The 11,866-nt window shown below is 60.8% G+C and carries 9 protein-coding genes; 2 read left to right on the top strand and 7 right to left on the bottom strand.

Features of this window, described 5'->3' with window-relative positions; translation table 11 throughout:
- Nucleotides 1-43: 43 nt before the first annotated feature.
- From rpsU to B5G16_RS03195, 4 genes are all read right to left on the bottom strand, one after another.
- The gene (gene rpsU, locus B5G16_RS03210; protein WP_087261045.1) at nt 44-235 is read right to left on the bottom strand and encodes a 30S ribosomal protein S21; all 192 of its coding nucleotides are present in this window, start codon (nt 233-235) and stop codon (nt 44-46) included.
- 95 nt (nt 236-330) lie between these two features.
- The gene (locus B5G16_RS03205; RefSeq protein ID WP_087261043.1) at nt 331-1,392 is read right to left on the bottom strand and encodes a helix-hairpin-helix domain-containing protein; all 1,062 of its coding nucleotides are present in this window, start codon (nt 1,390-1,392) and stop codon (nt 331-333) included.
- Nucleotides 1,393-1,404: 12 nt separating this feature from the next.
- Nucleotides 1,405-2,214, bottom strand: a complete 810-nt coding sequence (gene murQ / locus B5G16_RS03200) for an N-acetylmuramic acid 6-phosphate etherase (protein ID WP_087261041.1) — start codon at nt 2,212-2,214, stop codon at nt 1,405-1,407.
- Nucleotides 2,174-3,025 (bottom strand): ATPase, encoded by an 852-nt coding sequence (locus tag B5G16_RS03195; RefSeq protein ID WP_087261039.1) that lies wholly within the window; start codon nt 3,023-3,025, stop codon nt 2,174-2,176. Before B5G16_RS03195 ends, murQ begins: the two co-directional genes overlap by 41 nt.
- Before the next feature lie 140 nt (nt 3,026-3,165).
- On the opposite strand from B5G16_RS03195, the gene B5G16_RS03190 reads away from it, so the two are divergent.
- Together B5G16_RS03190 and B5G16_RS03185 are read left to right on the top strand one after the other, a co-directional pair.
- Nucleotides 3,166-3,531 (top strand): BlaI/MecI/CopY family transcriptional regulator, encoded by a 366-nt coding sequence (locus B5G16_RS03190; protein ID WP_087261038.1) that lies wholly within the window; start codon nt 3,166-3,168, stop codon nt 3,529-3,531.
- A 2-nt stretch (nt 3,532-3,533) separates the two neighbouring features.
- Entirely contained in the window at nt 3,534-5,600 is a 2,067-nt protein-coding gene (locus B5G16_RS03185) for a M56 family metallopeptidase (protein WP_087261036.1), read from the top strand.
- Nucleotides 5,601-5,761: 161 nt separating this feature from the next.
- Here the strand turns inward: B5G16_RS03185 and B5G16_RS03180 are convergent, their stop codons facing one another.
- The 3 genes from B5G16_RS03180 to ileS form a co-directional block, all read right to left on the bottom strand.
- A complete protein-coding gene (locus B5G16_RS03180) occupies nt 5,762-7,612 on the bottom strand; it encodes a POTRA domain-containing protein (RefSeq protein ID WP_087261034.1) in 1,851 nt (616 codons plus the stop codon).
- 282 nt (nt 7,613-7,894) lie between these two features.
- Nucleotides 7,895-8,275: a TraR/DksA family transcriptional regulator gene (locus B5G16_RS03175; RefSeq protein WP_087261032.1), complete on the bottom strand. Its 381-nt coding sequence runs from the start codon at nt 8,273-8,275 to the stop codon at nt 7,895-7,897.
- 80 nt (nt 8,276-8,355) lie between these two features.
- A complete protein-coding gene (ileS, locus tag B5G16_RS03170) occupies nt 8,356-11,841 on the bottom strand; it encodes an isoleucine--tRNA ligase (protein WP_087261030.1) in 3,486 nt (1,161 codons plus the stop codon).
- Between the last annotated feature and the right edge of the window lie 25 nt (nt 11,842-11,866).

Raw genomic sequence — 11,866 nt, 5'->3', positions numbered from 1 at the left:
GACCGTATTCCGATCCTCCCCGTCGTTCCGGATGTTTCCGGGATTATTCCTCGTCGCGGTACATGTGCTCGACGTAAATAGCGTGCTGCATCGCCTCGCGCTTTGCCACCGAAGGTTTGGTGAAGTACTGGCGGCGGCGGAGCTCTTTCAGAACGCCCGTGCGCTCGTATTTACGTTTGAACTTTTTCAGGGCGCGTTCGATGTTTTCGCCCTCTTTTACCGGCATGATAATCATAATTCGAAGTGTTTTAATTTATTGTTTTTTGTTGTTTTTCGTTTGGCTGTGGGGGGGGCGCATCGCCCGGATGCGCGGTTTCCGAAAGGGTTTGTCTACTCGTGGGCAGGTCCGCTGGTTGACCCGAATTGCAGATAGGGAGCCAGCCGTGCTGCCTCCTCGCGGGTCAGTATGTTCTGTTCGATCAATTCGTCAGCGGTACTCCAACCTCCTTTCAACTGTCTTTGCTTCAAAATTTTCCGCAACGTCCGGGGCGCAATGTAAGGATGCTGTCCCAACGTTTTCGGGCTTGCAAAGTTAATATCAATTTTCCGAATTTTGCAACTGTCGCAGTAAATTTGTTTCAAAATTTTTTCGTAGTTGCTCTCCGTGACGCCCGGAATCTCTGCGAGTTGCTCCACGCGGACGAATCCGCCGAGGCGTTCGCGGTATTCCAGAATTCGGGAGACGGTCTTCTCGCCGATCCCGATGACGGAGCGCAGGGCGGCGGAATCCGCCGTGTTGAGCTCCACGGGCTGCTCGGTCGGGTGGGGCCGTCGTTCGGGGAAGATGACGTAGGGTTCGAGGGCCGCGGCTACGGAGTCTGTGATGACGTAGCAGGCGCGCAGCTCCTCCATGTCGTAGATGCCGCTTGCGTCGCGCCAGCGGATGAAGACCCCGGCCTGACGTTTCGACAGCGCCCCGATGGCTTGCAGATAACGGGCCGAGACGGTGTCGATGCGGAAAGGTGCGGGCGGCAGGGGATCGGCGACGATGCGTCCGCTTCGGAACTCCTGCGGGGCAATGGCGTATTTGCGGCTGATGCGGATCCAGGGTTTGAGTGTGCGGTAGAGCGAGTCGCTGATTCCGTAGCAGAGGGTCAGGTCTTCGGGGATTCGGAAGATCTTGCCTGCGGCGCGGTATTTCAGCAGGCTCGTGGCTTCGAATTTCGAGAGTCCCAACGCCCGCAGTTCTTCGTACTGGATGGTATTGGGATCGAAGGGCCGCATGATGATGCTGTCGATTCCGGGACGGCGTTCGAATTCGGCTTCGACCTGCCGGGCCGCCTCGGGATCGGCTTTCGGGCGGATCAGCAGAAGTGCCGCGATCACAAGACCGGCCAACGGCAGGAAGATCGCCACGGCGCGGATTTCACGTTCGGAGAAGAACCGGGACATTTTTTTCAGGGTTTATTTGGTTGCGTGTTCGATGGCTTTTTTTACGGATCCCCAGCGGAGCAGGGTTTCACGGGCCTCGGCTTCGGAGAGTCCGGTGCTCTGGGCGACCATGCGGGTGCCGCGGGCGACGAGTTTGTCGTTCGTGAGCTGCATGTGGACCATGCGGTTTCCCTCGACCCGTCCGAGTCGGATCATCACCGTCGTGGAGAGCATGTTGAGCATCAGTTTCTGGGCCGTTCCGGCCTTCATGCGCGTCGATCCGGTGACGAATTCGGGTCCCACGACCGCTTCGAGGGCGTATTCGGCCGCGGCTGCGGCGGGCGATCCGGGGTTGCAGACCACGGCGGCGGTCAGCAGCCCTTCCTGCCGGGCTCTTCGCAATCCGCCGATGACGTAGGGCGTGGTCCCCGACGCGGCAATCCCCACGAGCGTGTCGTCGGCCGTGGGCCGATAGGGGGCCAGGTCGCGCCAGGCGCCCTCCGTATCGTCTTCGGCGTGCTCCACGGCCCGGCGCAGGGCACCGTCGCCTCCGGCGATGAGTCCGATCACGAGGTCGAACGGAACCCCGAAGGTCGGGGGAAGTTCCGAAGCATCCGTCACACCGAGGCGGCCGCTGGTTCCGGCGCCGATGTAGAAGAGCCTTCCGCCGCGGCGCATGCGTTCGACGATGCGCTCGACGAGCTGTTCCATGACCGGGATGACCTTCCGCACGGCTTCGTGTACGCGGGCATCCTCGCGGTTGATCCCCACGAGGAGGTCGTGGACGGACATCTCCTGCAAATTATCGTATTCCGAGTTTTGTTCGGTGATTCTCTTCTCCATGATGGTATTCGGCAAGCCCTCGTGCGGGCGATTCGACAATGGTTTCCACGTGATACCCTTCGGTTTCGAGTGCCGTGCGGAGCCACGGTTCGAAGTGGGCGGCCACGCCCCCGACGCAGGCGACGGGAAGCCCGGCGGGATAGCTGTGCAGGTTCCGGCGTGCGAATTCGCGGAAGGCTCCGACGACCATTTCCCGCACCTGCGGCGTGTCGATGTGCGCCCGGACGAAGGGTGCGAACGACGCGAGGAAGCGGTTGGCGAAGGGTTCGCGGTAGACGCGGCGGATGATCTCCTCGTAGGGGAGGCGGTACGCGGCGTCGAACTCCTCCCGCAGGGGGATGTGGCCCTTGAAGATGCCGTTGAGCAGGGCGCGTCCCAGTGCGGCGCCGCTCCCCTCGTCGCCGAGGAGATAGCCCAACGGGGGCACCTGCCGCACGATCTCGCCGCCGCGGCAGCAGCCGGAGTTCGACCCGGTTCCGAGGATGCAGGCGATCCCTTCGCCGCGGCCCCAGAGGGCGCGGGCGGCACCCGTGAGGTCCGATTCGACGGAGATCTTCGGCGTCTGGAAGCGGCGGGCGAGCATTTTGCGGAGCCGCTCCGAGGCTTCGGGGAAACTCCCTCCGCCGCCCGCGCCGTAGAAATGCACGGCCGAAACGTCGTGACAGGGCGGAAGTTCTGCCAGCGTGCGGCGGATCTGTTCGTCGTCGTGCAGGACGGCATTGATCCCGCGGGTGCGCATTTCGCGCATCCGGACGCCGTCGTCGGCGATCCACGTACATTGCGTCGAGCCGCTGTCTGCGAGGAGTATCATTATTCAAAGATACATATAATAGATGGAATCCGGAAGAAAAATTATCAAAACTAAATTTTTTAGTTGATAAACTATGTAAAATAGTTGCATGTGAAGATTTTTTAGTTAACTTTGAAACCGAATCGAAACCGAATCTTGTCATGGAAAAACTCACACGCCGCGAAGAGGAGCTGATGCAGTGCTTCTGGACGCACGGACCGCTGTTTGTGCGGGAGCTGGTGGCGCTGGCTCCCGAACCGAAACCGCACTTCAATACGCTGTCGACGATGGTGCGGACGCTCGAAACGAAGGGCTACGTGGGGCACAAACCCTTCGGGAATACCTACCAGTACTACCCGCTTGTCAGCGAACGGGAGTTTTCGCGCCGCACGCTGGGCAGCGTCATCGACCGCTATTTCGAGAAATCCTGCCTCGGGGCTGTTTCGGCGCTGGTCGAGGAGGAGCGCCTCTCGGTCGAGGAGCTGCGCGAACTGATCGAGCGCATCGAACGCCAAAACGCCCGGTAGCCATGTGGTACGAACTGACGCTTTACAGCCTGAAAGTCGGTGTCTGTCTGGCCGTTTTCTACCTCTTTTTCAAGCTGCTGTTGAGCCGCGAGACCTTCCACCGCTTCAACCGCATCGTGGTGTTGGGGGCGATCCTCCTTTCGTTCCTGCTGCCGCTGTGCGTGATCACGATCCGCCGCGAACTGCCCGTGGCCCCCGAATTCTTCGTCACGGATGCGCTTCCCGCCCCAGTGGCGGCCGATGCTCCGGCGCCGTTTCCGTGGCGGACGCTCGTCGGCATGCTCTTCCTGACGGGAGCCGTCGCGGCCTGTCTGCGGACGCTGTGGTCGCTGGCCGCCGTCGTGCGGATGATCCGCCGGGGGCGCCGCGAACGGCTGGACGACGGCTCGGTGCTGGTCCGTTTCCCGCAGGAGATCACGCCGTTCAGCTGGTGCCGCTTCATCGTGATCTCCGACGCCGATCTGGTCTGGAACGGCGCGGCGATCCTCACCCACGAACAGGCCCATGTCCGCCTGCACCACTCGTTCGATGTGCTGGTGACCGATCTGGCGGGGTGCCTGCAATGGTTCAATCCGGCGATGTGGCTGCTGCGGCGCGAGCTGCGGGCCATCCACGAATACGAGGCCGATGCCGCCGTGCTGGCGAGCGGCGTCGATGCCAGGAGTTACCAGATGCTGCTTATAAGGAAAGCTGTCGGCGAGAGGTGGTGCTCGGTCGCCAACAGCTTCAATCACAGTAAACTTAAAAACCGTATTACCATGATGTTGCGAAAAAAATCGTCGCGGCGGGCCGAAGCGCGTGCGCTTCTTCTGCTGCCGCTTGCGGGTCTGGCTCTGGGAGCCTTCGCCGAGACCCGTTATGTCGTTCCTGCGTACAAAGATACGCAAAATCCCGTTGCGAAGCACGAAATGCGTGCGGAAATCGGTCCGGATACGCTCGTCATCCGCGGGGTGAAGGGACTGTCGGATCCGCAGCAGGCGCCGCTGGTGGTCATCGACGGCGCGAAAGCCGACGCAAAGGTCCTCGACACGCTCCGCCCGGAACGGATCGCCGCGGTCTCGGTGCTGAAAGATTCGCTGGCCCGAATCTCGTATGGCCCGGAAGCCCGGAACGGCGTGATCGTCGTGACACTGAAAAAAACGGGCGAAGCCGCCGCTCCTTCCGGAGAGAACGGCGCCTACGGTACGCAGGTGACGACCTCCTCCGACGGGAAGACCATGTCCATTTCGATTTCGGGATCGCCGTCGCACGCCTCCCTGTCGACCTCCGGGCTTCCGGAGAATCCGGTGATCGTGGTCGACGGCAAACTCTTCGAGGGGGAGCTTCAAGGGCTCTCGCCGGAGCGGATCAGAAGCATGTCGGTCTACAAGGGGAATATCCCGGAGGAGTACCGCCGTTATACCGGGTCGGAGAACCGGGGGCTGATCGTGGTTGAGTTGAAAAAAACGGGAGCGTCGGGCCTCGACAGCGACTATTTCCGGAGCGAGGAGTGGAAGCGGGCACAGATGGAGCTCTCCGAGATGGATTCCTACTTCAAGAGCGACGAGTGGAAGGAGGCGCAAAAGCGGCTCTCCGAGGTTTCGGATGCTTCGGATTCCTATTTCCAAAGCGAGGCGTGGAAGCGGGCGCAGATGCAGCTCTCCGAGATGAACAATTATTTCCAGAGCGACGCGTGGAAGAGCGCGCAGCAGAAGCTGAAAGACCTCGACGACGGGAAATTCCGGGGTTCGGTGATCTCCATGTATCAAACGGATGCGGCGGATGCCGGGGTGTCGGTTCCCTGCAATACGGTGGTCGGGGGCCGGGGCGGCATGGTGGTCACGGGTCCGGAGGTGATGTCGAAGAGCCGTTCCGACGACAATGGCTCGGTCACGGTGGCCAAGGGGCGCGTGACAGCCGACTTTTCGGAGATCGACGAGGCGGACTACCGGATCGAGATCGACGGCAAACCCGCCACCAAGGCCGATCTGGAACGGATCGAACCGGGAAAGATCAGGCGTTTGGAGTTGGTCCGCAACGATGAGACACCCGGCAAGGAGGGTGTGCTGCGGGCCCGGACGCGCAAATGACGGTTGCCGGAGATTTCCGGTTCTGCCTTTCGACGGGCGGAGCGGAGCATTCCGTTCCGCCCGTCTTTTGTTGTGCTTGTCCTTGTTCCGTCGTGTTCCGCCGTGCTCTGTTCCTCCCGCCGCGTTTTTCCCGCTCCCTTTTCGCCGGTTGCCGCCCCGGGTTATTTGAAGTCGACGATCTCGGGCCGGGTCGGGCGGTAGCGGTACTGTTCCAGCCGGGTGGAGTTCGAGATGCGGAAGTAGTCGCAGTCGACGAGCCCGCTCTTCCCGAATGCGATGCCGAGCCGGATCTGGATCGTGTTGAAGATGAGTCGTTCGTTCCGCAGGCGGACACCGACTCCGAACGAGGTGAAGAATTCGTTCTTGAAGATGTTGGAGTCGTATCCGAGGAGCCCGAAGTCTGCGAACCCGAAGAAGGCAAGACGGAATCCCCACGGCTGGTAGGGCGAGAAGAGCACGGTCTCCGAGTTCAGGATCATGCGGTTCGTACCGATGGCATATTCGTTGAGGGCCTGCAATCCGTTGGTGTCGGTGAATCGGATGCTTTCGTCGCTTCCGGACCATCGGTTCCATCCCTGGGTGTAGTTGAACGAGATGAATTGCCGGATCCGGCTGCGTTGGAGCAGAAAGAGGTTCGAGAACCAGCGCAGGTCCACGTCGACGGCACTCCGCTGCCACATGCCGTCCGCGGGGTCGATGTAGCTTCCGAGCGTGGCTCCGCCCATGATGTAGCCGATCGGGCAGAAACCTCCGGCCTCGTAGCTCAAACCCAGGTAGACGGCATCGCTGAACTCGCCCCAGGTATATCCGGTTACCGCTTCGGCCTTGTATCCGGCGGCGAGGTACTCGCGTCGTCCGAATCCGTAGATCATGTTGGCGGTGTAGAATTTCTCGCGGTAGAGACCCAGCCCGAGGAGCAGGGCGTCCTGGTCGTGCAGTGCGGGGTTGTAGCGCGGGCCGACCTCGGGGCGCAGGGTGGTCCGGCTGTAATTGTAACGTCCGGTGAGGTATGCGCTCGACTTGATGGGGCGCAGATAGCGGGAGTATCCGGCCCAGGCGTCGAGGTTCCGGACCTTGACGAGCAGCGAGGTGTCCTGCTCGATCATGTAGCGTTTGTCCTTGATGTTGTTGTAGGTGAGACCGATCTCGTAGTCGGTCGGTTTGAGGAACTCCTTCCGGAGTCCGATGTCGAGCAGCGAGCTGTAAAAGTCGCGACCGGCGTTGAATTCTGCGGTGTAAAAGCTCCCCAGGACATTCGGGATCTTGTATTCGACCATGTTTCCGCCGTAGGAGAAGTCCCTGCGGTCGAAGTTGGTGAGGAATTTGAGGCTGTTTCCGGATCCGAAGATGTTGGCGTCGGAGAGTGCGACCATGGTACGGCCTTCGGAGCGGATGGATCCGTCGGCGGAGATGGTCCAGCTGTCGCGGGTCGTGATGACGAGGTTCACGCGCGTGGAGTCGACCGAATCGGGTTGTACGGCGATGTCGATTTCGGAGATATAGTCCCGGGATCGGATGAGCTGTTTGGTTCGGACGATGAGTTGCGGGTCGAATTCGTCTCCGGATTTGAAGAGCAGGTCGCGGCGGATGACGCGGTCGCGGGTGAGCATGTGTGTGTTGTTTGCGGCGCGTTCGAGCCAGGTGCCTCCGGGGTCGAAGACCTGCTGTCGTTCGATGGCGATCTGCCCGATGGTTTTGCCGGCGAAGGGTTCCAGCAGGCTGCTTTCGTCGCGGAATTGTCCGTTCGAGGTAGTATCGAGGACGGGTTTGACGAACACCAGGTTGTAGAGCATGCGAGGGACGGTGCGTCGGCTTGTTTTCGACTCAATGCTGTCGTAGAGTCTGTTGTTTCGGTTTCTGGCTTTGGGGTTCCGGATCCGGGCGCTGTCGGGGGTGAAGCGGTTGGGGGTCTGCATGCCGGGTCTTGCCGAGGGGCTTGCGGCGCGGGCTGCGGCCACACCACCCGGGAGACACAGGATCAGGATCAGGATGAATGTGCGGAACCGGAACATGGGCTCAAAGATAACGTAAAAATCCGGTAAAACGTATGTGAAAACGCTTTCGGGGGAGGTTTGAATGCAAAAAAAAGCCCACCCGGAATTCGGGTGGACCTTTTTTGTCAGGCAGTTGAAACTTTTGGTTGCGGTTCTGCCGGCCCCTTCCTGCGGCCCCTTCGCAGTGCTGTCAGCCCTTCCTGCCGACCCCTTCTGCTGGCTCCTTCCTGCGGCTCCTCGCAGTGCTGTCAGCCCTTCCTGCCGACCCCTTCTGCCGGCCCCAGCCGACCTTTGGGGAGGTTATTTGCGGCGCTCCTTGGCCTCGATGCACTCCGTGGCGTGGGGCACCTTCATCAGCCGCTCCTTGGGAATCAGTTTTCCCGTGGTCTTGCAGATGCCGTATGTTTTGTTCTCGATGCGTACAAGAGCCATTTCGAGGTTGCGGATGAACTTCATCTGGTGGGTTGCGAGTCGTCCGTTTTCCTCTTTCGAAAGGGTTGCGGCCCCCTCTTCCAGCACCTTGTAGGTCGGCGAGGTGTCCTCGGTGTCGTTGTCCGCCGTATGGGTGATCGTCGCACGCAACAACTCGTAATCGGCTCGTGCGTTTTCGAGTTTTTTCAGAATAAGTTGCTTGAACTCTTCGAGTTCGGCGTCGCTGTACCGTGTTCTTTCGTCTGCCATGGTCTTGTCCTCTCTTTTGGTTTTATGTAAAATTAAACAATATTTCCGATATAACCAAATTTCCGGGGAACAGAACGGTGCTACATTTTCGTTATGGCGATGCGCAACGGCTCGTCATCGACATCCGAATCGACGACAATTCCGCCGGCGGGTTGAGCGGCCGTGCAGATTCCGACGGCCAGCGTCTGCGATGCGATGTAGTCGGCAAAGCGGGCTACGGCGTCGGCAACGATCTCCTTCTGTTCGATCTCCACGCGGATCTTGTCCGTAACCTCGAATCCGGACTCCTTGCGGATGTTCTGGATGCGGTTGATCAATTCGCGTGCCACACCTTCGGCCTTGAGTTCGTCGGTGATGGTGATGTCGAGGGCCACGGTGAGCTTGCCCTCCGAGGCGACGAGCCATCCGGGCATGTCCTCGGAGGTGATCTCGAAGTCGGCGGGCGTCACGACGATCTTCTCGCCGGCGATGTCGAGCACGGTTTCGGGTGCGGCCTCGATCTCGGCGATGCGCTCCTGCGAGAATTCCGCGGTCAGGGCGGCGATCTGCTTCATCTGCTTTCCGTAGCGCGGGCCGAGGGTCTTGAAGTTGGGCTTGATGCGCTTGGTGATGATGCCGGCGGTATTTTCGATGAGTTCCACCTCCTTGACGTTGACTTCGCTCATGATGAGGTTCTTCACGGCGGCGATCTGTTCGGCCATGGCGGGGTCGAGCACCGGGATGAGGATCTTCATCAGCGGCTGGCGGACCTTGATCGAGACCTTGCGGCGCAGGGCCAGTACCATCGAGGATACCTTCTGTGCGAGGTCCATGCGCTCTTCGAGCCGGCTGTCGATCAGCGAGAGTTCGGCCCTGGGGAAGGTCGAGAGGTGTACGGACTCATCGGTGTGGCGGCCGCTCACGGCGTTCAGGTCGCAGAAGATGCGGTCGGTGATGAACGGTGCGAAGGGCGCGGCGAGCATCACGACGGTTTCCAGACAGGTGTAGAGCGTCTGATAGGCTGCGAGCTTGTCCTCGGTCATTCCGCCGCCCCAGAAGCGTTTGCGGTTGAGGCGGACGTACCAGTTCGAGAGGTTTTCGCCGACGAACTCCTGAATGGCGCGGGCCGCGGGCGTCGGGTCGTAGTTTTCGAGCGCCTCGGTCACCTCCTTGACCAGGGTGTTGAGCAGCGAGATGATCCAGCGGTCGATCTCGGGACGCTTCTCCATCGGCACCTCGGGTTCCCGGCCGGTGAAGCCGTCGACATTGGCGTAGAGGGCGAAGAACGAGTAGGTGTTGTAGAGCGTTCCGAAGAACTTGCGGCGCACCTCGTCGACGCCGTCGCGGTCGAATTTGAGGTTGTCCCACGGCTGCGAGTTGGAGATCATGTACCAGCGTGTGGCGTCGGGTCCGTAGGTGTCGAGCACCTCGAAGGGGTCGACGGCATTGCCCAGCCGCTTGGACATCTTGTTTCCGTTCTTGTCGAGCACCAGACCGTTGGAGATGATGTTCCGGAATGCCACCGAGTCGAACAACATCGAGGCGATGGCGTGCAGCGTGAAGAACCACCCGCGGGTCTGGTCGACGCCCTCGGCGATGAAGTCGGCGGGGTATACCTCCCCGAACTTCTCCCTGTTTTCGAACGGGTAGTGCACCTGTGCATAGGGCATGGCTCCGGAATCGAACCAGACGTCGATCAGGTCGGGTTCGCGGCGCATGGGCTCGCCCTTCGACGAGACGAGGACGATCGAGTCGACGTAGGGGCGGTGCAGGTCGATGCGGTCCGTGGAGTAGTTCTCCTTCGACATGTCGCCGACCTTGAAATTTTCATAAGGGTTGTGCTGCATCACACCGGCCTGGATTGATTTTTCGATCTCGCCCATCAGCTCCTCGACCGAACCGATGCATTTCAGCTCCGAACGGTCCTCGGTGGCCCAGATCGGGAGCGGCGTGCCCCAGAAGCGCGAACGCGAGAGGTTCCAGTCGTTGAGGTTTTCGAGCCACTTGCCGAAGCGTCCCGTACCGGTCGATTCGGGTTTCCAGCGGATCGTGCGGTTCAGCTCGATCATGCGCTCCTTGCAGGCCGTCGTGCGGATGAACCACGAGTCGAGCGGGTAGTAGAGCACGGGTTTGTCCGTGCGCCAGCAGTGGGGGTAGTTGTGGACGTGCTTCTCGATCCGGAAGGCCAATCCGGCGGCCTTCATCTTCATGCAGATGTAGATGTCGAGCGACTCGGCGGCCTGTGCGGCCTTCTCGTCGTACCTTCCGTCGACGGTGAACTGCGGGTCGTAAGCGTTCTTGACCCAGCGGCCTGCGTACTCCTTGTAGGCCTCGACGTCGACGCACTCGCTCACGAAACGCTCGTCCAGTTCGTCGAGGAGGTAGAATTTCCCGGTGAGGTCGACCATCGGACGGGTTTCGCCCCTCTTGTTGATCATGAAGAGCGACGGGATCCCGGCGGCGCGTGCGACGAAGGCGTCGTCGGCACCGAACGTCGGGGCGATGTGTACGATGCCCGTACCGTCCTCGGTGGTCACGTAGTCGCCCGCGATGACGCGGAAGGCCTTTGCCGAGGCCTCCTTCCAGTTGCCGTCGGCATCCGTCTCGACGGGCTTGACCCAGGGCAGCAGTTGTTCGTACTCCATGCCGACCAGTTCGGGGCCCTTCCACTCGCCGACCACCTCATAGGGGACGAGTTTGTCGCCGGGCTTGTACTCATCCAGCGCGATGCCTTCGGCCTTCTTGTTGAAGTGTGCGTTCAGGAGGGCTTTGGCCACCACGGCGGTCATCTTCTCACCCGTGTAGGGGTTGTAGCTGCGCACGGCGACGTAGTCGATCTTCGGGCCGACGCAGAGGGCCGTGTTCGAGGGCAGGGTCCAGGGCGTGGTGGTCCAGGCCAGGAAGACCGGGGTTCCCCAACCCTCCATTTCGGGCTTGGGGTTGCGGATGCGGAACTGCGCCACGACCGTCGTGTCCTTGACGTCGCGGTAGCAGCCGGGCTGGTTCAGCTCGTGGGTCGAGAGCCCGGTTCCGGCCGCGGGCGAGTAGGGCTGGATGGTGTAGCCCTTGTAGAGCAGCCCCTTGTCGTAGAGCTGTTTCAGCAGCCACCACAGCGACTCGATGTACTTGTTGTCGTAGGTGATGTAGGGGTCGTCCATGTTGACCCAGTATCCCATCTTGCGGGTGAGGTTCTCCCACATGCCGGTGAACTCCATGACGGCTTCGCGGCACGTGCGGTTGTACTCCTCGATGGAGATCTTCCTGCCGATGTCCTCCTTGGTGATTCCGAGTTTCTTCTCGACGCCCAGTTCGACGGGCAGTCCGTGGGTGTCCCATCCGGCCTTGCGGTGGACGAGATATCCCTGCTGGGTTTTGTAGCGGCAGAATACGTCCTTGATGGTGCGGGCCATGACGTGGTGGATGCCGGGCATGCCGTTCGCCGAGGGGGGACCCTCATAGAAGACGAACGTCGGATGCCCCTCGCGGGTTTCGATGCTTTTGTGGAACGTGTCGCGGGCATCCCATTCGCCGAGCACGTCGGCGGCGGTGCCTGCCAGGTCGAGGCCTTTATACTCCTTGAACTTCATATCGGTAAGAAATTTTTTTCGCTGC

Source organism: Alistipes sp. An66, from assembly GCF_002161445.1.
GTDB lineage: Bacteria > Bacteroidota > Bacteroidia > Bacteroidales > Rikenellaceae > Alistipes > Alistipes cottocaccae.
This window is presented reverse-complemented; position numbering and strand designations above follow the sequence as displayed.